A 24,277-nucleotide genomic window follows, 5' to 3' on the forward strand; every position below is an offset into this window, starting at 1 on the left:
TTTTCAGCCCTTGTCACGTTCGCCCAGCGCCAGGCGCACCAGCGCGAACAGCCGGGCCGCGCGCATCCAGCCGATCACCAGCGCGATCAGTTCCGTCAGCAACAGCGCGCCGAGGAACGGCGCCGGGCTGGCTGGCGTGAGCTGCAGGCGCGCCAGCGCCAGCAGTGCGGCCAGCAGCAATCCCACCAATGTCAGTGCGCCATAGGCGCCCAGCACCGCGCCGGTGCGCCGCGCCAGCAGGCCCAGGCCGCGCCACCAGCCCGCCACGGCGGACGGCCGTCGGCGATCGATGGCAAGGGCCGCGCGGCCGGCGTCGAGCGTCAGGTTCGCCAGCAGCACCAGCAAGGCCAGCGCCGCCGCGGCGGACCAGGTGGCCAGGCGTGCCTGCCCGGGCAAGATGACGTTGCGGCCATGTTCCTGCGCCAGGTCCAGCAGTGCCGTGCCGCCGGCCACCGCGGCGCCCAGCGGTACGATACTCCAGCACAGCATGCGCGCCATGCGCGGGTATTCGGCCAGTGCGCCGGCCAGCAGCGGTTTCATCCGCGGCGGCTCGGGCGCGCGCGCCGCCGTGACGACGGCGCCGGACAGCAGCGGGGACAACGCCAGCATCGCCAGCAGCGCGCCCAGCCCCGCCGTGCCCAGCGCCGCACTCTGGTGGCCCAGCACCGTGGCGAGATCGCCCAGGGCGACCATGTCCAGCGCACGGGCCAGCGCGGGCGCCTGCGTCGAGTAGTCCAGCTGGCCCGCCAGCAGGCTGTAGACCGGCAGTGCCAGCAGCAAGGTGGGCAGCAGCACGCAGGCTGCCCACAGCGCCAACAGGCGCCACTGCAGCGCGGCGCGGGCCGGATGGAGGAGGGAAGTGGTCATAGCGTCGCCAGCAGGGCCAGGAGGGTTTGCACGATGGTGCCGAGGTCGAGGGTCCAGCGCCGCGTGGCGCTGGCGTCGGCCGCCAGGGTGCGGCCGTCGTCCAGCTTGTTCGCATCCAGCAGGTGCTTGCGCTCGGGGTCCAGCTGGGCCGATACGGCCCGCACCGGCTTGACCCATTCGAAGCGCCGCCAGCGTTCCTGGCCCTGCCATTGCACGGTCTCGCGGCTGCCGTCGGCAAACGTGACCACCAGCGTCTGCGGCACGGCCGCGCCGCGCCGGCGCAGCACCACCGCGGTACGCCAGGGGAACGGCCCGGTGCCGGGCCTGGCGTCCGGGTGCTGATCCTGCCAGCGCCGGCGCGCCGCCTCGGCCTGCTCCTCGGCGGCCTCGTCGGTCACGTTGACGTTGGCGCCGGCGTAGCCCGGCTGCGGCAATACCTCGTCGCTGGAGAAGTCCGCGATGCGATCATCGACCGGCTGCGCCGCGTACACCTGCTGCTCGAATACGGTGTTCACCAGAGCGGCCTGGCCGCTGACTTCCGCCAGGGTTGCCTGCAGGTCGGCGATGCTGGGGTGGCGGAACTTCCAGCGCTGGTAGTAGGTGCGCATGGCGCGCTCCATCACGTCCTTGCCCAGTTGCGCCTCCAGGTCGCGCATCATGACGGCCGTGCGCGCGTAGACGGGACCGACGCCTTCCAGCCGCAGCCAGGCGTTCTCGCCCAGCGGATCGGCCGGCTCGGCCAGCGCCAGGCTGGCGCGCTCGCCGTCGAACACGTCGAAGGCGGGGGCGAAGCCGAGCCGGCGCAGCAGCGACGTGGTCGCATGCAGTTTCTGGCCGCGCTCGCGCAGCATGCGCTGGTTCCAGAATTCGTTCAGGCCCTCGTCCAGCATCGGTTCCTCGAACTCGTTGCTGGCCAGGATGCCCTGGAAGTAGCCGTGGCCGAACTCGTGGATCGTGACGAAATCCAGCGCCATGCCGCCCAGCGTGTCGCGGGCCGGGTCGGACACGCTGTCGGCCGTGAAGAACGTGGGGTATTCCATGCCGCTGGCCTCGCGCCCGTTGTAGGGCGGGATCACGGCCGTCACGGTGCGGTAAGGGTAGGGCCCGAGCGTGCGAGTGAAGTAGTCGAGCGAGTCCAGCGCGGCCTGCAGCACCGGCTGCGCGTTGGAACGGTACTCGGGCGGGAACAGCACCGTGACCTCGACCGGATGCGGGCCGCCACGCCAGGTCGCGCGCAGCGGCGGCGCCGTGCGGCTGTCGGCGGTCCAGGCGAAATCGTGCACGTCGCCCTGCACGTAGTGGTGCGTGACCAGGCCGCCCCGCTCGACCGGCTGGCCCTGCAACTGGCCGGTCGCACCGACCGTATAACCCTTGGGGACCGTCAGGCGCACGTCGTAGTGGCCGAAGTCGGCGTAGTACTCGGATTCGGCATGGTATTCGTGCACGTTCCAGCGCACCGCCGTTGCGCCCCGTTCGCCCGGCAGCTCCAGCACGCCGATCTTGGGAAACCACTGCGCCACCAGGTGGAAGGTGTCGAAGTAGCCGGTGCGCACCGTCACGCGCGGCAACTGGTCGAAGAACGCAATGTCGAGTGTCGTGCTGGCGCCCGGCGCCACCGGCTCCGGCAGGTCGAAGCGCACGACGGTGCGGTCGGTGGCGGGGCCGCCGTCCGGCTGGACGTAGCGCCATGGCACCGCGCGGCCGCCCTGGCGTACCGCACGCAGTTCCGTATAGCCGTATTTTTCCGGGCCCGCGTCCAGGCCGGAGCGGAACGACTCGCCGCCGTTGCGCTCCTCCGTATAGAACGTGCTGTTCTCGTTGCGGTGCGCGTTCAGGTACAGGTGCAGGTAGACACTCCTGACGGTCAGCGCGCTGCGATTGCGCCACGTGAGCTGCTGGCGCGCCTCGATCGTGTGGCGCAGCGGGTCCAGCGTGGCATCGATGCGGTAACTGGCGACGCGGTCCGACAGCGTTGCTTCGGTGCCGGTGCGCGGACCGCCCCAGGCGCCGGGTGCGCTGGGCGTGCGTACGGCGGCGGCGTTGGCAGGGGCGAACGGGATATCGGGTGTGGCAGGCGTGGCGGGCGCCTTGGCCGCCGGCGCGTCCTGGGCCAGGACAACGGCCGCCGCCAGCGCTGCCAGCGCTGCCAGCGCGGCTGGAAAGAGGGTCGAGCGACGGGGCTGCATATTGCTCCTGTCGGGAGAGGGATGCAGGAACTATAACGACTGCCGTGCAGGATTCGCAACACGTTTGTAGGCGCGACGCAGCGCCCCTGCGCTTAAAGCGGCCTTAATTTCGCGCCGGGGGTGAACCGGCGCCGCAAAAGATGGTAATCTCGCGGCGTTTACACCCGGGCCCCTGGCCCTGTTCACGCAACCAGACAAGAAGGAAGATCATGCGTTTTCTGCGCCTCATGCTTGCCGCCACCGCACTGCTGGCCTTTACCGCCACGTCCCAGGCCGCCGAACCCGGCTACACGACGCTGGCCCAGCCTGTCCGCACCGACAGCGGCAAGAAGGTCGAAGTCATCGAGTTCTTCATGTATACCTGCCCGCATTGCCACGCGCTCGATCCGATGCTGACCGAATGGGTCAAGAAGCAGGGCGACAAGATCTCGTTCCGCCGCCTGCACTTCCCGGCCGGTGGCGAGAAGGATCCGCTGGCGCATGCCTACATCACGCTGGAAGCGATGGGCCAGGTCGAGCAGTTCCACTCGAAGATCTTCAACGCCATCCACGTGCAGCGTGACCGCATCTACCGCAGCGACGAGCAAATCACCGACTTCCTCGTCAAGAACGGCATCGACAAGACCAAGTACCAGCAGGTCTTCAATTCCTTTGGCGTGCTGACCAAACTGAAGCGCCTGGGCCCGACGATCGGCGCCTACAAGATCGACACCGCGCCCACGCTGGTGGTGGACGGCCGCTACGTGACGTCACCAAGCCTGGCCGGCGCGCCGGGCATGCCGGAACTGCAGGCCGGCAAGCAGACGCTGGCCGTGCTGGACCAGCTGGTGGCCAAGGCCGCGGCGGAGAAAAAGTAAGTCAGGAGGCAGTACCATGAGCGACCGCGAAGAAGTGATCATGAAGGCGTACGATGCGCTGGAGCCGGACGAGAAGCGCCTGTTCAGCGTCAGCAACGTCAACCACCTGGCCTGGAGCCTCGTCGTCGTGCTGACGCTGGTGCTGGGCTGGTTCGCGGCGGCCCTGGTCAACGCGGAGAACCAGCGCCACGCGCTGCTGACCAGGCAGTGCCAGGACCGCGTGTTCAAGGAGGAGGTCGACAAGACCTGCCTCTTGAACGTGCGCTCGCGCGAGCACTGGTGGCAGCACCTGTCGTATGCGCTGGGGCATTTGTCGCCGGAGAAGTGAACCCGAGTCGCTAATGCCGCAAAGTCAGGATGTAACGTGTTTGGCCGCCGGCGCATACTTCGATCCGCGACCAAAAACCGGGGTCAGACCCGCCGGGTCTGACCCCAGCTCTACGCTTTTGGGTGAACTTAGCGGCATTGGTGCCTGTCGCCGGCGTTCTAACTCACCATCAGCTGCGTGGACTTCAGCTGCGCGCTGCTCGGTCCCACGTGAATGGTGAAGCTGCCCGGCTCCACCACCCGCTTCATCTCCATATTGTAGAACCACAGGTGTTCGGGCCGGATCTCGAACACCAGCGTGCGCCGCTCGCCCGGGTTCAAGGTCACGCGCTGGAAGCCCTTCAGCTCCAGCACGGGGCGGGTGGCGGACGAGATGTCGTCGCGGATGTACAGCTGCACCACCTCGTCGCCGCGCACCGGCCCCACGTTCGCCACGTCCACTTCCACCTGGGTCGACTCGCCCGCCTTGATGCTGGCCTTCCTCAGCCGCGGTGCCGCGATGTCGAACTTCGTATAGCTCAGGCCAAAGCCGAACGGGTATAGCGGCTTGGTACTGCCGTCGATGTAGCCGCGCCGCGCCGACGGCTTGTGGTTGTAGAAGATCGGCAGCTGGCCGACGTCGCGCGCAATCGACACGGGCAGCTTGCCGCCCGGGTTGGCGCGGCCGAACAGGATGTCCGCCGCCGCGTGCCCCGTCTCCTGGCCCAGGTACCAGCCCTCTACCAGCGCGTCGGCGCGTTCGGCCAGCAGGTTGACCGACAGCGGCCGGCCGTTCAGCAGGAACACGACGGTCGGCTTGCCCAGGGCGAAGATGGCGCGCGCCAGGTCGTTCTGCTGGCCCATCAGGTCCAGGCTGTCGCGGTCGCCCAGGTGGTTGTCGGCCCAGGCCTCGCGGCTGGTCTGCTCGTTGTCGCCCAGGACCATCACGATCGTGTCGGCATTCCTCGCCGCCGCCACCGCCTGCTCGATCAGCTGGGCGTTGACGTCGGCCGGCGTGAAGCGGATCTCGTCCTTGCCCCAGATGCGTTCCTCCGTGATGCGCACGCCCTCGCGGTAGTCGAAGGCGAAGCCCTGGGCCTTGGCTTCCGCCTGCAAGGCCTCATGGATCGATACCACGTGGCGCGGCACGTCGGAGTAGCCACCGATCGGCGTATCCTTCGCATGGGTGCCCAGCAGCAGCAGGCGCCCGACCTTCTTGCCGTCCAGCGGCAGCAGGCCCTTGTCGTTCTTCAGCAGCACGACCGAGCGCACGGCCGCCTCGCGCGCCAGCGCCACCGCATCCGGCGTGGCCGTCAGCCGGTCGGCCGCCTGCGCGTCCACGTAGGGCTGCTCGAACAGGCCGGCGTTGAACTTCAGCGTCAGGATGCGGCGCACGATGGCATCGATCTCGCTCACCTTGACCTGCTTGTCGCGCACCAGTTGCGCCAGCGCGCGGTAGCCGTGGCCGTCCGGCGTCTCGATGTCCACGCCGGCCTTGATGGCATACAGCGCGGCGTCGCGCGGCGTATCGGCCAGCCGGTGGCGCGTGACCAGTTCCTTGATGCCGAAATAGTCCGACACCATCACGCCCTGGAAGCCCCATTCCTCGCGGCAGACCTTGTGCAGCAGCCAGCGGTTGGCGTGCGAGGGCACGCCGCCGATCTCGTTATACGAGGGCATGATGGCGGCCACCGGCGTCTCGCGCACCAGCTTCTCGAATGGCGGGAAGAACTCCTCGCGCAGCGTGCGTTCCGACACCTCGGCCGGGCCGATATTGGTGCCCGATTCCGGCTGGCCGTGGCCCGTCATGTGCTTCAGCGTGGCGAGTACCTTGTCCTTGGCCAGCTTGCGCTCGGTGCCCGAGAAGCCCAGCACGGCTGCCTTGCCCATCTCGCCGCACAGGAACGGGTCCTCGCCGTAGGTTTCCTCGATACGGCCCCAGCGCGGTTCGCGCGCCACGTCCACCACGGGCGCCAGCGCGAAGTTGGCGCCACGCGCGCGCATCTCGCGCGCGGCCACCGCGAACACCTTCTGCGCCAGTGAGGGATCGAAGGTGGAAGCCAGTGCGATCGCCTGCGGGAACGAGGTGGCGTCCTTCGCCACGTAGCCGTGCAGCGCTTCCTCGTGCAGGAACAGCGGGATGCCCAGGCGGGTCTGCTCGACGGCCCAGCGCTGCACCGCGTTGATATACGTCGCCGTCTCCAGGGCATTGCGGTTGGGCCGGGCGCCGCTGTCGCCGGCACCGCCTGCGCCGGTGCCTGCGGCATTGTCCGCGCTGGCCTGGCCCTGGCGGTCCGATGGCCGCGCCAGCATGCCCAGGCCGTGTGGGTAGAGCTGCGACGCCTTGGCCGGTGCGAAGTCGCCGTTGGCTTCCTCGATCAGGTTCTTCTCCTGCCACACGCAGTCCATCTGGGCGATCTTCTCCTCCAGGGTCATGCGTTTGAGCAGGTCGTCGACGCGGCGCGCTACCGGCGCATTGGGATTCTTGTACAGCGGCGTCGTGGCGGCCAGCGCCAGGGTGGGCGCCGCGGCCAGGGCGGCCAGGCTCGATGCAGAGGCCAGGAACTGGCGGCGTGGGGGGATATGCTTGGTCATCGTGTCTCCGTCTGTTTTTTGTACTTGCCAAGGGCTGGCGTCGGACCCGGCGGGTCCGACCTCGCGTACTCTGCTGCTAACGCTTGCCGGCGCGCGTCGCCACGTCCACCCATACCGCGAGGGTCAGGATGAAGCCCTTGACGATCATTTGCCAGTAGGTGTCCACGTCCAGCATCGACATGCCGTTGTCGAGGCTGGCCATCACCAGCGCGCCGATCAGCGCGCCGTACACGGTGCCCGAGCCGCCCCGCATCGAGGTGCCGCCGATGAAGCAGGCGGCGATCGCATCGAGCTCGCCCGAGGTGCCGGCCGAGGGCGAGCCGGCCGCCAGCCGGGCCGTGTTGACGATGCCGGCCAGCGCGCACATCAGGCCCATGATCCCGAAGATCCACAGCTTGACGGCCTTCACGTTGATGCCGGACAGGCGGGTCGCCTCCATATTGCTGCCCACCGCATAGATGCGGCGGCCGAACACCGTCTGCGTCGTCATGTAGGTGAACACGGCCAGCAGCGCGAGCAGCAGCAACACCGGCAGCGGGATGCCCTCGTAGCTGTTCAGGGTCGTCACGAAGCCGGCCAGCACGGCGGCGATCAGCAGCAGGCGCAGGCCGTCGCGCCACAGCGGCGCCTGTGCCAGCTGGTGCCTGGCGCGGCTGATGCGCTGGCGCCACGTGAGGAACACTGCCACCCCGAACAGCAACACGCCCAGCAGCAGGCCCAGTTGCGGCGCCAGGTAGCCCTGACCCAGGTGCACCAGCTCGGGCGAGACGGGAGCGACGGTGATGCCGTCGGTCACGCCCAGCACGATGCCGCGGTAGGCCAGCATGCCGCCCAGGCCGACGATGAAGGAGGGAATGTGCAGGTAGGCCGTCAGGTAGCCGTTGAACAGGCCGATGAACAGGCCGATGGCCAGCACGGCCAGCAGGTTGACGGGCAGCGGCAGGCCGTGCGTGACGTCCAGCACCGCGGCGATCCCGCCCAGAAGGCCCAGCAGCGAGCCGACCGACAGGTCGATCTCGCCGGCGATGATGACGAGCGACATGCCGCAGGCGACGATGCCGGTGATCGCCATCTGCCGCATCAGGTTCGACACATTACGTGGCGTGATGAAGCCGCCATCCGTGTGCCATGTGAAGAAGCCCCAGATCAGCGCGATGGCGATCAAGAGGGCCAGCATCTTGTACTGGGTGAACAGCTTTTTCAGTTGGTTGCTTTTCATGGAGTCGTCGGGTTCAATGGGTGATGGCGGCGGTCAGCAGCGTTTCCTGCGTCAGGTTATCGTTGACGAAGTCGCCGCGCAGGCGGCCTTCGCCGATCACGAGCACGCGGTCGGAGATGCCCAGCACCTCCTGCAGCTCGGACGACACCATGACGATCGACACGCCCTGACTGGCCAGGTCGAACATCAGCTGGTAGATCTCGAACTTGGCGCCCACGTCCACGCCGCGCGTGGGCTCGTCCAGGATCAGGATCTTCGGCCGTGTCAGCAGCATCTTGGCCAGCACGGCCTTCTGCTGGTTGCCGCCCGAGAGGCCCGTGATCGGCAGGAACGGGCTGGCCGTCTTCAGCTTCAGGCGGCCGATCTCCTCGCCCACCGTGCGCAGCTCGCCCTCGGCATCGATGCGCGTGCCACGCGCGAACTGCTGCAGCACCGCCAGGGTCATGTTGTGGCCCACGCACAGGTCCGGCACGATGCCATGGTGCTTGCGGTCCTCCGGCACCATCGCCAGCCCGTTCCGGATCGAGCGCAGCGGCGAGGAGGTGTCGAGCGCGCGGCCTTCCAGCAGCACCTCGGCCTCGAACGGGCCGTCGTAGGCACCGAAAATGGCGGACACCAGTTCCGTGCGGCCGGCGCCGACCAGGCCCGCGATGCCGAGGATTTCGCCGCGGCGCAGGGTGAACGAGACGTCGTCCACGCGCTTGCGGCGCGGGTTGTCCGGATCGCGGCAAGTCACGTGGCGCGCCTCGAAGATCACTTCGCCCGGCGTGTGACGCCGCTGCGGATACAGCTGGTTCATTTCGCGCCCGACCATCTGGGCGATGATGCGCTCCACGCTCATGTCGCGCATCGGTGTGGTGGCGATGTGGCGGCCGTCGCGGATCGTCACGATGGTGTCGCAGATCGCCTCGATCTCGTCGAGCTTGTGCGAGATGTAGATGCAGGTGACGCCCTTGGCTTTCAGCGAACGGATGATGTCCAACAGGATCGCGATCTCGGCGGAGGTCAGCGAGGACGACGGCTCGTCCAGGATCAACAGCCGGGCGTTCTTGTTCAGCGCCTTGGCGATTTCGATCAGCTGCTGGTGGCCGCCGCCGTACTGCTTCACCGGCAGCACCACGTTGACGTCGCGGATATTCAATTCGGCCAGCAGCTCCACCGCGCGGCGGTTCATGGCGTCGTAGTCCATGCGGCCGCCCGGCAGCCGGATCTCGTTGCCGAGAAAGAGGTTCTCCGTCACCGACAGTTCCGGCACCAGCATCAGCTCCTGGTGGATGATGACGATGCCGGCGGCCTCCGTCTCGCGGATCGACGTCGCACGCAGCGGCGCCCCCTGCCACAGGATCTCGCCGTCGTAGGTACCGTGCGGGTAGACGCCGGACAGCACCTTCATCAAGGTGGACTTGCCGGCGCCGTTCTCGCCGCACAGGCCGACGCATTCGCCCGCGCGCACCTTGATGTCGATGCCGTCGAGCGCGCGCACGCCGTCGAACTGCTTGACGATGCCGCGCATCTCAAGGAGGTAGTCGTTCATGCATGTCTCCAGAAATCGGGCCTTCGCGGCCTCTGGTTCTAGGGTAAAAAGGTCAGTGATTATGCCGTGGCAGCGTGGCGGCCACGCCGCGGTATTCCACCGCCAGCTCCATGCAGGCTCCCGTGTGCATCTGGCCTACCGTGGCGCGGTACAGTTCCTGCCACGGCGTCTGGCTGGGCGGCACCGGCGGAATGCCTTGCTCCTTGCGGCGCGCCAGCTCGGCATCGTCCACCAGCATGTCGCAGGTGCCCGCGTTCAGGTCGATGCGGATCGTGTCGCCCGTGCGCACGTAGGCCAGGCCGCCGCCGACCGCCGATTCCGGCGACGCGTTCAGGATCGACGGGCTGTCAGACGTGCCGGACTGTCGGCCATCGCCCAGCGTGGGCAGGTTCTTGATGCCGCGCCGGATCAGCGCGTCGGGCGGTTGCATGTTGACCACCTCGGCCGAGCCGGGCCAGCCGATCGGGCCGGCACCGCGGATGACCAGGATGCAGTCCTCGTCGATGTCCAGGCTCGGATCGTTGATGCGGGCGTGGTAGTCGCCGGAGCCGTCGAACACGATGGCGCGACACTCGAACACGCCCTCGCGCCCCGGCTGCGACAGGTAGCGCGCGCGGAACTCGGGCGAGATGACGGAGGTCTTCATGATGGCGAAGTCGAACAGGTTGCCCTGCAGGACAAAGAAGCCGGCCTGTGTCTTCAGCGGCGCATCGAACGGCGTGATCATCTCGCGGTCCACGCTCGCGCGGCCATGCAGGTTGTCCGCCATCGACCTGCCGGTGACGGTGGGGCGGTCGGCACGCAGCTTGCCGGCCTGGTGCAGCTCCCACATCACGGCGGGCACGCCGCCGGCGCGGTGGAAGCGCTCGCCCAGGTACTTGCCGGACGGTTGCATGTTCAGCAGCAGCGGCACGTCGTGGCCATACTCCATCCAGTCCGACAGCTTCAGCTCCACGCCGGCATGGCGTGCCATCGCGATGATGTGTTGCTGCGCGTTGGTCGAACCGCCGATGGCGGCGTTGACGACGATGGCGTCGAGGAAGGCGTCGCGCGACAGGATGTCGGACGGCTTCACGTCCTGCTCGGCCAGCGCGACGATGCGCCGGCCCGTCTCGTACGCCATCTGGCCGCGCTCGCGGTAGGGCGCCGGAATGGCGGCGCAGCCGGTCAGCGACATGCCCAGCGCCTCGGCGATCGCATTCATCGTCGAGGCCGTGCCCATCGTGTTGCAGTGGCCGGCGGAGGGCGCCGAGGCGGCGGCGATCTGCAGGAACTTCTCGTTGTCGATCTCGCCCGCCGCGAGGCGGCGGCGGCCCTTCCAGATGGCGGCGCCGGAGCCGACCAGTTCCCCGTCCAGCCAGCCGTCCAGCATCGGCCCGCCGGACAGCACGATGGCGGGAATGTCCACCGTGGCCGCCGCCATCAGCTGCGCCGGCGTGGTCTTGTCGCAGCCGGTCGTCAGCACGACGGCGTCGATCGGATAGCCGTGCAGGATCTCGACCAGGCCCAGGTAGGCCAGGTTGCGGTCGATGGCGGCGGTGGGGCGGCGGCAGTTCTCGAAAATCGGATGCAGCGGGAACTCCATCGGGATGCCGCCGGCATCGCGGATGCCGTCGCGCACCCGCTTGGCCAGCTCCAGGTGGATGCGGTTGCAGGGGCTGATGTCGCTGCCCGACTGGGCGATGCCGATGATCGGTTTGCCGGAACGCAGTTCCTCCGGCGTGATCCCGTAGTTCATGAAGCGCTCCAGGTACAGCGCCGTCATGTCGATGAAGTCGGGATTGTCGAACCAGTCCTGGGAACGGTAGCGGCGGCTCATTGGACGTCCAATCGGAACGGTTGCGGTGCGAGACCGGGAACGGAAACGTCGAACGCGAACACGGCGCCGGCCAACGGATGGCGCGCGCGCGCGTCCTCGCTCATGCCTTTCCAGGCCGTGGTCGCGAACGCGGTGCGCAGGTCCGGGCCGCCGAAGGCGATCTTGGTCACGTTCGGGCAGGGGAATACGACGAAGTCGAGCAGCTCGCCGCTCGGTGCATAGCGCTCCACGCGGCCGCCGCCGAACGAGGCGATCCACACGCAGCCCTCGGCATCGACGGCGCTGCCGTCCGGATGGCCGGCGCCGGCGATGGTGACGAAGGTGCGCTTGTTGGACAGCTTGCCGCGCCCGTCCACGTCGAAGGCGTAGACGGTCTTGCCGAGCGTATCGGTATGGTAGAACGTGCGCCCGTCCGGGCTGAAGGCGGGGCCGTTGGTGATGACGTAGCCGTCGTCATGGCGCTGCAGGCCGCCGTCGTAGCGGTACAGCGCGCCCGTGGGCGCCGTTTCGCCATTGTCCATGGAGCCGAACCACAGCGCGCCATCCGGACCGATGGCGCCGTCGTTCATGCGGTTGCCGGGCCGGTCGCCTTCCAGCGACAGCAGCGGCTTGAAGCTGCCGCGGGCCGGATCGAAATGCACCAGCTGGCCGGGCAGCCCGCACACCAGGCCGCCACCATGGACGGGCAGGGCGAAGCCCGTTTCGTCCGGCAGCTCGAAGCTGTCGCGCGCGTCGCCTTCGCTGTCGCAACGGTGCAGCTTGCGGCCCTTGATGTCGACGAAATACAGCAGCTGTTCCTCGGCGTGCCACACCGGGCCTTCGCCCAGCTTGGCGCCCACGGGCCAGATGCAGCGCGGGGTGATGGCTTGTGCGTTCATGCGCCGTACCATCCCGCATCGACGAAGTAGTCGCGCCCCGAGCAGCGGCCCGCGTTGTCGGAGGCCAGGAACAGGGTCAGCGCCGCCACGTCCTCCGGCTCCACGCGCTCGTGCAGGCATTGCGCGGCCAGGATGTTGGCTTCGTCTTCCGGCGAATGCCACAGCGCCATCTGGCGCGGCGTCTTGACCGAGCCGGGAATGATGGTGTTGACGCGGATGCCGTCGTTGCCCAGGTCGCGCGCCAGGCCGCGCGTCAGGCCCTCGATGGCGGCCTTCGCCGTCATGTACAGCGACAGGCTGTCCAGCGCCAGGTGCCACGAGATCGAACCGAAGTTCAGGATCACGCCGCCGCCGGCCGCTTTCATCCCCGGCGCCACCGCCTGCGCGCAGAAGAACTGGTGGCGCAGGTTGACGGCCAGGCTGTCGTTCCAGTACTGCGGCGTCACTTCGTGCACCTGGTGGCGGTTGTCGTTGGCCGCGTTGTTGATCAGGATCTCGACCGCGCCGACCTCCCGCTCGATCTGCGCGAACGTGGCAGCCACGGCGTCGAGGTCCGTCAGGTCGCAGCGCAGGAAGCGGGGCGGGTGAGCCACGCCGGCGCCGGTCGCGACCTGCGCCGCCAGCGCGTGCGACGCCTCCTCGGCGATGTCCAGGAACACGACCTGCGCGCCCTGGCGCGCGAACGCGTCGACGATGGCCGCGCCGATGCCGGTGCCGCCACCGGTGACGACCACGCGCTTGCCAGCCAGGTTGGGATAGGTCGCGTACACCAGCGGCGCCCTGCTTGTCGTTGCTACGGTCATCGATTCGTCTCCGTTTGTGGTGTTGGCAGGTTGCGCCGGGCCAGGTTGCCGTACAGCGCACGCACGCCGAAGGTCCAGGGCGCGATGCGGTCGCTGCGCTGGACATGATTGACCAGGCCACCCAGCGCCGGCGTCGTGATGGTGACGCGGTCGCCCAGGTGGTGGGTAAAGCCGCCGCCCGCGCTGTCGCGGTCCTTGATCGGCGAGAACATGGTCCCCAGGAACAGCATGAAGCCGTCCGGGTACTGGTGGTGCCTGCCGCAGGTCTGCGCGACCAGGTCGAGCGGGTCGCGGCTGATCTGGCGCATCATGCTGGCGCCAGCGAGCACGAAGTCGTCGTCGGCGCCTTCGATGGTCAGGCGCACCTCGGCGTTGCGCACCGTGTCCAGCGTGAAGCGTTCGTCGAACAGGCGGATGAAGGGGCCGATGGCGCAGGAACCGTTGTTGTCCTTGGCCTTGCCCAGCAACAGGGCGCTGCGGCCCTCGATGTCGCGCAGGTTGACGTCGTTGCCCAGGGTGGCGCCCATCACGCTGCCGCGGCTGTTGACGGCCAGTACGATCTCCGGCTCGGGGTTGTTCCACTGCGAATCCGGGTGCAGGCCGACGTCCGCGCCGAAGCCGACCGCCGACATCGGCTGCGACTTCGAAAACACCTCGGCATACGGGCCGATGCCCACTTCCATGTACTGCGACCAGGCACCGCGGCTGATGAATTCCTGCTTCAGTTTTTCTGCTTCGGGCGAGCCGGGCTTGATGCTGGACAGGTCGGCGCCGATCGTGGCCAGCAGCTCGCCGCGCAGGCGCTCGGCGCGGGCGGCATCGCCGCCGGCCTGTTCCTCGATCACGCGTTCCAGCAGGCTGACGGCGAACGTGACGCCGCAGGCCTTGATGGCCTGCAGGTCGCATGGTGCCAGCAGCCGCGCCGGTGTGTGGTTGCCGGCGAGGGCATCGACGATCAGCCGCTCGGCGTTGCCCAGGTGCTCGCCGGGCGCCGTGCGGGCGATGGCCACGGCATCTTCGCGTTCCAGCAGGTCGGCGACGGTGGCCGCGTGGGCGGTGATGTCGTACACCTCGCCGGCGCGCACGGCGACGACGCAGGGGCCGTCGATGGCGCCGCCGCGCCAGACGCGCCCGACCAGCAGGGCGTCGGCCAGGTCGGCCGGCAGCAGCGACATTGCTGACGCTTCCTTCATGATTGTCTCCTTGTCGGTGTTGTATCGGTTATCGGCGGCCCAGGCTGGGCCGCTTGGGCGAATAGGTCCAGCCGGGCACCAGGTATTGCATGGCCATCGCATCGTCGCGCGCGCTGCCGCCCACTTCCTTGAACAGGGCGTGGGCCGCCATGATGCGTTCCATGTCCGGCTCGATGCCCAGGCCTGGCCGGTCCGGCACGGCGACCGCGCCGCCGATGATCTCGAGCGGCTCGCGGGTCAGGCGGGCCAAGCCTTCCTGCCAGATCCAGTGCGTGTCGATCGCCGTGATGCGGCCCGGCGCGGCCGCCGCCGCGTGGGTGAACATCGCCAGCGACACGTCGAAGTGGTTGTTCGAATGCGAACCCCACGTCAGGCCCCAGTCGTGGCACAGCTGCGCCAGCCGCACGGCGCCTTGCATCGTCCAGAAGTGCGGGTCGGCCAGCGGGATGTCGACGGCGTCCAGCCGGTACGAATGCGCCAGCTGGCGCCAGTCCGTCGCCACCATATTGGTCGCGGTGGGGATGCCGGTGGCGCGGCGGAACTCGGCCATGACCTCGCGCCCCGAGTAGCCGTGCTCGGGGCCGCACGGGTCCTCCGCATAGGCCAGCAGGTGGCCCTGGCCGCGGCACAAGGCGATGGCTTCCTCCAGCGACCAGGCGCCGTTCGGGTCCAGCGTCACGCGCGCCGCCGGGAAGCGGCGCTTCAGCGCTGCCACCGCCGCCATCTCGTCGGCACCAGTCATCACGCCGCCCTTCAGCTTGAAGTCCTGGAAGCCGTAGCGCGCCACCGCAGCCTCGGCCTGGCGCACGATGGCTTCGGGCGTCAGCGCTTGCTCGTGACGGATGCGGTACCAGCCGTCGCCCTCGCCCGCCAGATAGGGCAGGTCGGTGCGGGCGCGGTCGCCGATATAGAACAGGTAGGCCAGCATCGGCACGCTGTCGCGCTGCTGGCCGCTGCCGAGCAGCTCGCACACGGGCACGCCCAGGTGCTGGCCCAGCAGGTCGAGCAGGGCCGCCTCGATGGCCGTCACCACGTTCTCCAGGCGCAGGTTGATCTCGTGCGGCTGGCGCAGCACGGCTTCCTCGGCGGCGGACGTGACTTGGTGCTGCACCGTGCCTGCCGTGTCCTGACGCGTCAGTGCTGCGCGCACGGTGTTCAAGGTGCGGTTCCACCGGCCCGTCTGCGTACCCACGACCAGCGGCACCGCGCGTTCCAGCGCGCGCAGGATGCCGGCGCCGCCGGGCACTTCGCCGATGCCGGTGCGGCCCGCGCTGTCCGTCAGCAGCACCAGGGTGCGCGTGAACCAGGGAGCGTGGGCGCCGCACAGGTTGAGCAGCATGCTGTCGCGGCCCGCGACCGGAATCACCCGCATGGCGGTGATCGACGGAGAAGCGGGCGTGTCGGGTTTTGTTGCGTGTACCATCGGCTTAACCTAAAATGAATAGCGCTAACATTTTTGCAGTGTGCGGCAATTGGCGGGTCAAGTCAACACGTGCCGATGCAAAAAATGCCATGCACGGCGAGCGCGCCTGAACCGGCGCGGCGCCACCACGAAAGCGAAATCCTGGCAACGACACGCCCGACCGGACGCAGATTCCGGCGGGCCACAACGGAGACAACAGGTGAAAAACTACCGCAGCATGCTGGCCGCTTGCCTGGGCCTGGTCTTGTGCGCCGCCGCCGCGGCGCAGCCCACCCGCTGGGTGGCATCCTGGGGCGCGGCGCAGCAGGTGCCCGAGCCCCGCAACGAACTGGCCGCGCAGTACTGGCTTGACGCCACCTTGCGCCAGATCGTGCACACGTCGCTGGGCGGCACGAGGCTACGGGTGCGCATCAGCAATGCGTTCGGTCCCGAGCCGCTGGTACTGGACGGTGCCGGCATCGCCCGCGCCCGCGTGCCTGGAGACCCGTCGATCGATGCGGTGTCGGCGCGCGCGTTGACGTTCGACGGTCGCGCCGCCGTCACCATCCCGGCGGGCGCCGAGTACTACAGCGATGCCGTCGCACTGGCGCATCCGCCCGGCGCCGACCTGGCCATCTCGCTGTACTTCAAGGCGCCGCCGGCGCGCCAGACCGGGCATCCCGGTTCGCGCGCGACCAGCTTCGTCGGCAGCGGCAACCGGGTAGGACAGGCGACGTGGGACGATGCCGTCAAGGTCGAGCACTGGTATGCGCTGGCGGACGTCGAGGTGGAGGCGCCGCCCGGCACGCGCGCCGTGGTGGCCGTGGGCGACTCGATCACCGACGGCAATGGCGCGACCACGGACGCCAACAACCGCTGGCCCGACCTGCTGGCGCAACGCCTGCGCGCGAACGGAAGGCCGCTGGGCGTCGTCAACGCCGGCATTGGCGGCGGGCGCATGCTGCGCGACGGCCTGGGACCGAACCTCGTTTCCCGCTTCGAGCGCGACGTGCTGGGGCGCGCCGGCGTGTCGCACGCCATCGTCATGATCGGCGTGAACGACCTGGGCAACCTGCACCGCAACGTGTCGGACGAACCAGCCCTGCGCGCGCGCCTGCTGGAGGATCTGCGGCTGGCCTATCGCCAGCTGGTCGAGCGTGCGCACGACCGCGGCGTTTGCGTGCTCGGCGGCACGATCACGCCGTACGGCGCCAGCGACTACTACAAGCCGGGGCCTGTCAACGAGGCGGACCGGCGCCTGTTGAACGACTGGATCAGGACGTCCGCCATCTTCGACGGCGTGGCCGACTTCGACGCGGCGCTGCGCGACCCGGCCGCGCCCCATCTGCTGCGCAAGGAGTTCGACAAGGGCGACGGCCTGCACCCGTCCGGTGCCGGCATGCGCGCGCTGGCCGAGGCGGTGCCGCTGGAGGCGCTGCGCGGCTGCCGCTACGCTCCGCAGGGGCGGCAATGAGAGCCATCCTGGCGTTGGCGCTCGTGTGCGCGCTTCTGCCGGCGTGGGCGCAGGAGCCGGCACGCTTGGTGTCGTTCGACGCGCGGGGCGCCGTGACCCTGGCCGCGCACGGCAAGGCGGCACCGCTGTACCTGGACGGCGCCGACCACGCGGGCGTGCTGCGCGCCGCGCGCGACCTGCGCGAGGACGTGCGCCGCGTCACGGGGCTGGCGCCCGCGCTGCGTACCGAGGACGCGCCGGCCGGGCGCGACGTCGTCATCGTCGGCACCCTCGGCCACAGCGCACTGGTCGACAGCCTGGTGGCGGCCGGCAAGCTGGACGTCTCCGCCATCCGCGGTAAATGGGAGGGCTGGCAGGCGCAGACCTTGACGCGGCCGTTGCCCGGCGTCGAGCGCGCCCTGGTGATCGCCGGCAGCGACAAGCGCGGCACGATCTACGGCATCTACGAACTGTCGCGGCAGATCGGCGTCTCACCCTGGCATTGGTGGGCCGACGTGCCGGCCACGCGTCATGCGGCGCTGTCGGTCAGCGCGGCGCGGCCGGTTACAGACGCGCCGGTGGTGCGCTACCGCGGCATCTTCCTGAACGACGAGGCGCCGGCGCTGACCGGCTGGGCCAAGGAGAAATTCGGCGGCTACAACCACCGCTTCTACGAAAAGGTGTTCGAGCTGCTGCTGCGCCTGCGCGGCAACTACCTGTGGCCGGCCATGTGGGACGCGGCCTTCTTTGCCGACGATCCCTTGAATGGCAAGCTGGCCGACGAATACGGCATCGTCATGGGCACCTCGCACCACGAGCCGATGATGCGCGCGCACAAGGAGTGGCAGCGCGGCGGCCAGGGGCCGTGGGACTACAGCCGCAACGGCGGCGTGCTGCGCGAATTCTGGCGCGGTGGCCTGCGCGCCACGCGCGAGTATGAAAAGGTGATCACGCTGGGCATGCGCGGCGACGGCGACGAGCCGATGTCGCGCCAGGCCAACGTCGCGCTGCTGGAAAAGATCGTCGCAGACCAGCGCGCGATGATCGGCCAGGAACTTGGCGAAAACGTGCCGCAGGCATGGGCGCTGTACAAGGAAGTACAGGAGTACTACGAGCAGGGCATGCGCGTGCCGGAGGACGTGCTGCTGCTGTGGTGCGACGACAACTGGGGCAACCTGCGCCGCCTGCCGACGCCGGAGGAACGTGGCCGCGCCGGCGGTGCCGGCATCTACTATCACTTCGACTACGTGGGCGGGCCGCGCTCGTACAAATGGCTGAACGTGACGCCGCTGCCCAAGGTATGGGAGCAGATGCACCTGGCCTGGCGGTACGACGCGACGCGCATGTGGATCGTCAACGTGGGCGACCTGAAGCCGATGGAAGTGCCGATGGAATTCTTCCTCGACTACGCATGGAACCCGGCGCGCTGGCCTGCGGATCGCCTGCAGGACTGGCTGCGCGGCTGGGCCACACGCGAGTTCGGCGCGGCCCATGCGGCGGACATCGCCGACATCGTGGCGAAGTATGCCAAGTACAACGGCCGGCGCCGGCCCGAGATGCTGGAGCCGGGCACCTACAGCATGGTGCATTACGACGAGTGGGAGCGTGTGGTGGCGCAGTTCCGCGCCATCGCGGCCCGCGCCGAGCGCATCGCCGGCGACCTGCCGCGGCAACGGCGCGCTGCGTTTTACCAGCTGGTGCTGCATCCGGTGCTGGCCAGCGCCAACGTCAACGAACTGTATGCGACCGCCGCGCGCAACGCGCTGTACGCGAAACAGGGCAGGGCCGAGACCAACGCGCTGGCCGCGCGGGCACGGGCGCTGTTCGCTCAGGATGCGGCGCTGACGCAACGCTACCACGCGCTGAACGGCGGCAAGTGGAACCACATGATGGCGCAGACGCACCTGGGCTATACCTACTGGAACCAGCCGCCCGTCAACGTGATGCCGCCGGTCAGCGAGGTGCAGCCGAAGGCGGGTGCCGACCTGGGCATCGCGGTCGAAGGCAGCGAACGGGCCTGGCCCGACAGCGAACCGCTCGCGCTGCCGGCGCTGGACCTGCACGAGCGGCGCGCCCGCCATCTCGACATCTTCAACCGCGGCACGCGGCCGTTCGGCTTCACGCTGCGCGTGGTCGAGCCATGGCTCGTCGCGGACGTTACAAGCGGCACGGTACGCGCCACACAGCGCATCGAGGTCGATGCGCGCTGGGACGAGGTGCCGGCCGGGACGACGCAGGGCACGCTGATCGTCTCCGCGCTGGGCCGCGACGTGAGCATCCGCGTGCCCGTGCACAAGCCGGCCGGGCCGGCACCCGGCAGCGGCTTCGTCGAGACGCATGGTGTGGTGGCGATGGAGGCGCCGCATTACGCCCGCGCGCTGGCGCCGGCGGGACGGCAGTGGCTGCAAGTGCCCGATCACGGTCGCACCCTGGCCGGCATGACGACCTCGCCGGCCGACGCGTCCGCCCTGGCGCCGACGGACGGCATGCGCCTGGAGTACGACGTGCACACTTATACGACCGGTGCGGCCACCATCGACGTCACGCTCGCACCCACGCTGGATTTCCAGCCGGGCCGGGGCCTGCGCTACGCGGTAGCCATCGACGACGAGGCGCCGCAGATCGTCGAACTGCACGCGGACAAATCGCTGGCCGCGTGGGAGCGCCGCGTGGCGGACGGCGCCGCGACGTTCAGCACGCGCCACCGGCTGGCGCGGCCCGGCGCGCACGTGTTGAAGTTCTGGGCGCTCGATGCCGGCGTGGTGCTGCACCGGATCGTGCTGGACCTGGGCGGCCAGCGTCCCAGCTACCTGGGCCCGCCCGAGAGCCCGCGCATTCCCTGAGGAGACACGATGAGCATCTGGAGCAAATGGCTGGCCGCCGTGCTGGCGCTGGCCCTGCTGGCGCCGGCGTACGCGCGGGAAGAAGACGGCTACGACCTGTGGCTGCGCTACCGGCCGCTGGCCGGGGCGGAGCGCGCAGCCATGCTGCGCCATGCGCGCGAACTGGTGGCGCCGGCGGCGCCATCGCCTGCCGTGCAGGCGGCGCTGGCCGAGTTGCGGCGCGGTGTGCAGGGCATGACGGGCCGCTTGCCGCTCGACGGCAAGCAGGCCAAGGCAGGCGCCATCGTGCTCGGCACTCCCGCCAGCCTGCCGCCCTCGCTGCGCCCCACCGGATTGGAGCAACTGGGGGATGAGGGTTACGTCATCCGGCACCGCGCCAGCGTGACGGTGATCGCGGCCAATACCGATGCCGGCCTGCTGTACGGCGCCTTTGCCTGGCTGCGCGCGGTGGGCACGGGCCTGGCGCCGGACCGCATCGACGAACGCTCGGCACCGAAGTTGCAGCGGCGCGTGCTGAACCACTGGGACAACCTGGATCGCACGGTCGAGCGGGGCTATGCGGGCGAATCGATCTGGGACTGGTGGGCGCTGCCCGGCGTGCGCGACGCGCGCTACCTGGACTATGCGCGCGCCAACGCATCGCTGGGCATCAACGGCACGGTGCTGAACAACGTCAATGCGAAGCCGGAGATCCTGACCGCGCCGTGGATCGCCAAGGCGGCCGCGCTGGCCGACGTGCTGCGGCCGTACGGCATCCGGGTTTACCTGTCGGTGCGGTTCTCGACGCCGCTGGAGCTGCGGGAGACGGCGACCGCCGATCCGCTGGCGCCGGAGGTGGCGGCCTGGTGGCGCGGCAAGGCGGACGAGATCTACCGCGCCATTCCCGACTTCGGCGGCTTCCTGGTGAAAGCCAACTCGGAAGGCCAGCCCGGGCCGCAGGACTACCGGCGCAGCCACGCGGACGGCGCCAATATGCTGGCGGCGGCGTTGGCGCCGCATGGCGGCATCGTCATGTGGCGTGCCTTCGTGTACGCGGCCGAGAATCCCGTCGACCGCGCGAAGCAGGCCTACGACGAGTTCGGCCCGCTCGACGGCAAGTTCGCGCCGAATGTGCTGGTGCAGGTCAAGAACGGCCCGATCGACTTCCAGCCGCGCGAGCCGTTCCACCCGCTGTTCGGTGCGATGCCGCGCACGCCCCTGATGCTGGAGGTCCAGATTACCAAGGAATACCTGGGCTATGCGACCCACCTGGCCTACCTCGGGCCCTTGTTCGAGGAGACGCTGCAAAGCGACACGGGCCACGCGCCCGGCCTGACGGTGGCGCGTGTCGTCCAGGGCGCGCAGGCGGGAGGGCGGGCTACGGGGATGGCCGGCGTCGCCAATATCGGCAGCTCGCGCACGTGGACCGGCTCGCACTTCGACCAGGCCAACTGGTACGCGTTCGGCCGCCTGGCGTGGGACCCGCGGGGCTCCAGCCGCGCCTTCGCGCGCGAATGGGCGGCGCAGACCTTCACGCGCGCACCCGGGGCGCTGGACGATATCGCGGCCATGATGATGGACTCGCGCGAGGCGGTGGTGAACTACATGACGCCGCTGGGCCTGCACCACATCATGGGCACCGGCCACCATCACGGCCCGGCGCCATGGGTGGCCGGGCTGGCGCGGCCGGAATGGAACCCGGTGTATTACCACAAGGCCGACCGTGGCGGCATCGGCTTCGACCGCACCGCCAGCGGCAGCGACGCGCTGGCGCAGTACGCCCCGGCCATCGCGCGGCGCCATGCCGATCCGGCCACGACGCCGGACACCTTGCTGCTGTGGTTCCACCACCTGCCGTGGGACTACCCGATGCCGTCCGGCCGCACCTTGTGGGCCGAGCTGGTGGCGCGCTACGACCTGGGCGTGGCGCAGGTGCGCGCCTTGCGCACGCGCTGGGCCGCGCTCGCGCCGTTCATCGATGCGCGCCGCCACGCCGAGGTCGCGCAACGGCTGGACGTACAAGTGGCCGAGGCCGGGTGGTGGCGCGATGCCTGTGTGGCGTATTTCCAGTCGGTGTCCGGCCTGCCGCTGCCGGCCGGCACCCAGCCGCCGGCGCAGACGCTGGAGTACTACCGGGCGCTGCGCTTCCCCTATGCGCCGGGGCACGGTTGAGGTGCCGGCGCAGGGAGGCTGTGGTAAAGTCCGCGGGTCCGATCGGACCTGAGACCAACAACAAGCTTGCAAAGCAGATGACGAGAACCAAGGCGAAAAGCGACCCGGCGCCGCCACCGAAAACTGGCAAGGCGCGCAGCGCCGACGGCGACAGGCCCGGCGTGCCCACGATGTCCGACGTGGCCCGGCTGGCAGGCGTTTCGCCGATGACGGTGTCGCGCGTGATGAACGGCGACCCGAACGTGCGCCAGAGCACGCGCCGCAAGGTCGACGAGGCCGTGGCTGCGCTGAACTACGTGCCGAACCAGGCCGCGCGCCGGCTGGCCGGCGCCCGCGCGATCCGCGTGGGTTTCTTGTACAGTAATCCCAGCGCCGGCTACCTGTCCGAATTCCTCGTCGGCCTCCTGAACCAGGCCAGCCTGCACAACGTGCAGCTGGTGGTGGAGAACTGCGAGGGCGAGCGCTGGGAGGCGCAGACGCGCCGCCTGATCGACAACGGCGTGGACGGCATCATCCTGCCGCCGCCGCTGTGCGACACGCCCGGCCTGATCGACCTGATCGACGCCGCCGGCATGCCCGCCGTGACGGTCGCTTGCGGCCAGCCGGACGAGCGGGTCGGCGCCGTCAGCATCGACGACTACCAGGCCGCCTACGACATGACCTGCCACCTGGTCGCGCTGGGGCACCAGCGCATCGGCTTCATCGTCGGCCACCCCAACCAGACCGCCAGCGCGCGCCGCCTGGCCGGCTTCAAGGCGGCGATTGCGGACAAGGGGGCGGAGAGCGCGCCGGAACTGCTGGTGCAGGGGATGTTCACGTACCGCTCCGGGCTGGACGCGGCGGAGATCCTGCTGGGACTGGAGCAGCGCCCCACGGCGATCTTCGCCAGCAACGACGACATGGCGGCGGCCACGGTCGCCATCGCCCACCGCCTCGGCCTGGACGTGCCGGGCGACCTGACCGTGGCGGGCTTCGACGACACGGCGCTGGCGACGACGATCTGGCCGGAGCTGACCACGGTGCGCCAGCCGATCACGCAGATGGCGGAGACGGCGGTGCAGTTCCTGGTGCGGCACATCCGCGGCCGGCGCGAGGGAACGGACGAGGGGCCGCAGCACGTGGTGATGGAGTTCGCGCTGATCCGGCGGCAGTCGGATGCGGCGCCGCGGCGGCGGCCGAAGCGATAGCTTGGGGTCTGTCCCGTTTTTTGGGACTGACCCCGAAGTTGGCCGGATGCGTCGGATACGCCGAGTAACTTCGGGGTCAGTCCCCTGCGGGGACAGACCCCAGGCACATCAGGCGGCCTTGTCCCGCACGATCGTCACGGTACACGTGGTCCCCGCCACCAGCGGCACCCCGACCGGCACCGCATCCAGATGCACCCGCACGGGAACGCGCTGGGCCAGGCGCACCCAGTTGAAGGTCGGGTTGACGTCCGCCAGCAGCTCGCGCCCCGTCGTCGCGTCGCGGTCGGTGATGCCGCGCGCGATGCTCTCGATATGGCCGCGCAGGGCCACGCCGTCCATCAGCTGCACATTGACCGGCGCGCCCGGCTTCAACAGCGGCAGCCGGGTTTCCTCGAAATACCCCATCACGTAGAACGAGGCGTTGTCGATCAGCGCCAGCTTGGCCGCGCCGACGGCGGCGAAGTCGCCGGCGTGCACGCTCAGGTTGGTCACGTAGCCGGTCACGGGCGCGCGCACGACGGTGCGTTCCAGGTTCAGCCGCGCCAGTCTCAGCGCCGCCTGCGCGGCGCGGTACTGCGCCGTGGCGGTGCCGACCGCATACTGCGCCGTCTCGCGGCTTTCGGCCGAAACCACGTCGTCGCCCAGCGCCGCGCGCCGTTGCGCCTCGCTGCTGCGCCGGCCCTTCTCGACACCCTGGGCCGCCAGCGCGGCCTCGGCGCTGGCCAGGGCGTTGCGATAGCGCTCGTCGTCGACGACGAACAGCACGTCGCCCTTGCGCACCAGCTGGTTGTCATGCACCCGCACGCTTGTTACGACGCCGGCGACGTCCGCGCCGATCGTCACCACGTCCGCCTTGACGCGGCCGTCGCGCGTCCACGGCGACGCCATGTAATGGTCCCAGCCGGTCTTGCCGGCCCACAGGGCGGCACCCACCAGCAGCAAGGTCAGGATCAGGCGGAAAAGCTTGGCGACAGCGTTCATGGT

General features: G+C 69.4%; 17 protein-coding genes. 6 read left to right on the forward strand and 11 right to left on the reverse strand.

What is annotated here, in order from left to right:
* Positions 1-3: 3 nt before the first annotated feature.
* Both E7V67_006515 and E7V67_006520 read right to left on the reverse strand, forming a co-directional pair.
* Complete coding sequence (locus tag E7V67_006515; protein ID WUR14758.1) at positions 4-867, reverse strand: hypothetical protein; 864 nt, start codon at positions 865-867, stop codon at positions 4-6.
* The gene (locus E7V67_006520) at positions 864-3,053 is read right to left on the reverse strand and encodes a M1 family metallopeptidase (GenBank protein WUR14759.1); all 2,190 of its coding nucleotides are present in this window, start codon (positions 3,051-3,053) and stop codon (positions 864-866) included. The genes E7V67_006515 and E7V67_006520 overlap by 4 nt, the downstream gene beginning before the upstream one ends.
* Before the next feature lie 209 nt (positions 3,054-3,262).
* Between E7V67_006520 and E7V67_006525 the strand changes: the two genes are divergently transcribed.
* The gene (locus E7V67_006525) at positions 3,263-3,910 is read left to right on the forward strand and encodes a thiol:disulfide interchange protein DsbA/DsbL (protein WUR14760.1); all 648 of its coding nucleotides are present in this window, start codon (positions 3,263-3,265) and stop codon (positions 3,908-3,910) included.
* Positions 3,911-3,926: 16 nt separating this feature from the next.
* Positions 3,927-4,238: a hypothetical protein gene (locus tag E7V67_006530; GenBank protein WUR14761.1), complete on the forward strand. Its 312-nt coding sequence runs from the start codon at positions 3,927-3,929 to the stop codon at positions 4,236-4,238.
* 158 nt (positions 4,239-4,396) lie between these two features.
* Here the strand turns inward: E7V67_006530 and E7V67_006535 are convergent, their stop codons facing one another.
* The 8 genes from E7V67_006535 to E7V67_006570 all read right to left on the reverse strand — a co-directional run bounded on the left by E7V67_006535 (position 4,397) and on the right by E7V67_006570 (position 15,680).
* On the reverse strand, positions 4,397-6,811 hold the full coding sequence (locus E7V67_006535; GenBank protein WUR14762.1) for a glycoside hydrolase family 3 N-terminal domain-containing protein: 2,415 nt from the start codon (positions 6,809-6,811) through the stop codon (positions 4,397-4,399).
* A gap of 76 nt (positions 6,812-6,887) precedes the next feature.
* Positions 6,888-8,030, reverse strand: a complete 1,143-nt coding sequence (locus E7V67_006540) for a sugar ABC transporter permease (GenBank protein ID WUR14763.1) — start codon at positions 8,028-8,030, stop codon at positions 6,888-6,890.
* 13 nt (positions 8,031-8,043) lie between these two features.
* Positions 8,044-9,564 (reverse strand): D-xylose ABC transporter ATP-binding protein, encoded by a 1,521-nt coding sequence (xylG, locus tag E7V67_006545; protein ID WUR14764.1) that lies wholly within the window; start codon positions 9,562-9,564, stop codon positions 8,044-8,046.
* Positions 9,565-9,616: 52 nt separating this feature from the next.
* Complete coding sequence (locus tag E7V67_006550) at positions 9,617-11,383, reverse strand: IlvD/Edd family dehydratase (protein ID WUR14765.1); 1,767 nt, start codon at positions 11,381-11,383, stop codon at positions 9,617-9,619.
* The gene (locus E7V67_006555; GenBank protein WUR14766.1) at positions 11,380-12,261 is read right to left on the reverse strand and encodes an SMP-30/gluconolactonase/LRE family protein; all 882 of its coding nucleotides are present in this window, start codon (positions 12,259-12,261) and stop codon (positions 11,380-11,382) included. The genes E7V67_006550 and E7V67_006555 overlap by 4 nt, the downstream gene beginning before the upstream one ends.
* Positions 12,258-13,064 carry an SDR family oxidoreductase gene (locus E7V67_006560; protein WUR14767.1) on the reverse strand — a complete coding sequence of 269 codons (807 nt, stop codon included), beginning with the start codon at positions 13,062-13,064 and terminating at the stop codon, positions 12,258-12,260. The genes E7V67_006555 and E7V67_006560 overlap by 4 nt, the downstream gene beginning before the upstream one ends.
* The gene (locus E7V67_006565; GenBank protein WUR14768.1) at positions 13,061-14,257 is read right to left on the reverse strand and encodes a fumarylacetoacetate hydrolase family protein; all 1,197 of its coding nucleotides are present in this window, start codon (positions 14,255-14,257) and stop codon (positions 13,061-13,063) included. Before E7V67_006565 ends, E7V67_006560 begins: the two co-directional genes overlap by 4 nt.
* A gap of 28 nt (positions 14,258-14,285) precedes the next feature.
* On the reverse strand, positions 14,286-15,680 hold the full coding sequence (locus E7V67_006570) for an enolase C-terminal domain-like protein (GenBank protein ID WUR14769.1): 1,395 nt from the start codon (positions 15,678-15,680) through the stop codon (positions 14,286-14,288).
* 199 nt (positions 15,681-15,879) lie between these two features.
* Here E7V67_006570 and E7V67_006575 point away from each other — a divergent pair, with 199 nt between their 5' ends.
* The 4 genes from E7V67_006575 (at position 15,880) to E7V67_006590 (ending at position 23,293) form a co-directional block, all read left to right on the forward strand.
* Positions 15,880-17,133 (forward strand): SGNH/GDSL hydrolase family protein, encoded by a 1,254-nt coding sequence (locus E7V67_006575; GenBank protein WUR14770.1) that lies wholly within the window; start codon positions 15,880-15,882, stop codon positions 17,131-17,133.
* Positions 17,130-19,955, forward strand: coding sequence for a glycosyl hydrolase 115 family protein (locus E7V67_006580; protein WUR14771.1), 2,826 nt, complete (start codon positions 17,130-17,132; stop codon positions 19,953-19,955). Before E7V67_006575 ends, E7V67_006580 begins: the two co-directional genes overlap by 4 nt.
* Positions 19,956-19,964: 9 nt before the next feature.
* A complete protein-coding gene (locus E7V67_006585) occupies positions 19,965-22,106 on the forward strand; it encodes an alpha-glucuronidase family glycosyl hydrolase (GenBank protein WUR14772.1) in 2,142 nt (713 codons plus the stop codon).
* Positions 22,107-22,183: 77 nt separating this feature from the next.
* Positions 22,184-23,293, forward strand: a complete 1,110-nt coding sequence (locus E7V67_006590; protein ID WUR14773.1) for a LacI family DNA-binding transcriptional regulator — start codon at positions 22,184-22,186, stop codon at positions 23,291-23,293.
* A gap of 108 nt (positions 23,294-23,401) precedes the next feature.
* On the opposite strand, the gene E7V67_006595 is transcribed toward E7V67_006590, so the two are convergent.
* Positions 23,402-24,274: an efflux RND transporter periplasmic adaptor subunit gene (locus E7V67_006595; GenBank protein WUR14774.1), complete on the reverse strand. Its 873-nt coding sequence runs from the start codon at positions 24,272-24,274 to the stop codon at positions 23,402-23,404.
* Positions 24,275-24,277 lie beyond the last annotated feature (3 nt).

Source organism: [Empedobacter] haloabium (assembly GCA_008011715.2).
GTDB lineage: Bacteria > Pseudomonadota > Gammaproteobacteria > Burkholderiales > Burkholderiaceae_D > Rugamonas > Rugamonas haloabia.

Bases quoted from the DNA above. Each gene is read 5' to 3' on its own strand.
- E7V67_006520 (WUR14759.1), bottom strand. From the start codon at position 3,053: ATGCAGCCCCGTCGCTCGACCCTCTTTCCAGCCGCGCTGGCAGCGCTG.
- E7V67_006585 (WUR14772.1), top strand. From the start codon at position 19,965: ATGAGCATCTGGAGCAAATGGCTGGCCGCCGTGCTGGCGCTGGCCCTG.
- E7V67_006525 (WUR14760.1), top strand. From the start codon at position 3,263: ATGCGTTTTCTGCGCCTCATGCTTGCCGCCACCGCACTGCTGGCCTTT.
- E7V67_006580 (WUR14771.1), top strand. From the start codon at position 17,130: ATGAGAGCCATCCTGGCGTTGGCGCTCGTGTGCGCGCTTCTGCCGGCG.
- E7V67_006550 (WUR14765.1), bottom strand. From the start codon at position 11,383: ATGAGCCGCCGCTACCGTTCCCAGGACTGGTTCGACAATCCCGACTTC.
- E7V67_006530 (WUR14761.1), top strand. From the start codon at position 3,927: ATGAGCGACCGCGAAGAAGTGATCATGAAGGCGTACGATGCGCTGGAG.
- xylG (WUR14764.1), bottom strand. From the start codon at position 9,564: ATGAACGACTACCTCCTTGAGATGCGCGGCATCGTCAAGCAGTTCGAC.
- E7V67_006560 (WUR14767.1), bottom strand. From the start codon at position 13,064: ATGACCGTAGCAACGACAAGCAGGGCGCCGCTGGTGTACGCGACCTAT.
- E7V67_006540 (WUR14763.1), bottom strand. From the start codon at position 8,030: ATGAAAAGCAACCAACTGAAAAAGCTGTTCACCCAGTACAAGATGCTG.
- E7V67_006555 (WUR14766.1), bottom strand. From the start codon at position 12,261: ATGAACGCACAAGCCATCACCCCGCGCTGCATCTGGCCCGTGGGCGCC.
- E7V67_006590 (WUR14773.1), top strand. From the start codon at position 22,184: ATGACGAGAACCAAGGCGAAAAGCGACCCGGCGCCGCCACCGAAAACT.
- E7V67_006595 (WUR14774.1), bottom strand. From the start codon at position 24,274: ATGAACGCTGTCGCCAAGCTTTTCCGCCTGATCCTGACCTTGCTGCTG.
- E7V67_006515 (WUR14758.1), bottom strand. From the start codon at position 867: ATGACCACTTCCCTCCTCCATCCGGCCCGCGCCGCGCTGCAGTGGCGC.
- E7V67_006570 (WUR14769.1), bottom strand. From the start codon at position 15,680: ATGGTACACGCAACAAAACCCGACACGCCCGCTTCTCCGTCGATCACC.
- E7V67_006565 (WUR14768.1), bottom strand. From the start codon at position 14,257: ATGAAGGAAGCGTCAGCAATGTCGCTGCTGCCGGCCGACCTGGCCGAC.
- E7V67_006535 (WUR14762.1), bottom strand. From the start codon at position 6,811: ATGACCAAGCATATCCCCCCACGCCGCCAGTTCCTGGCCTCTGCATCG.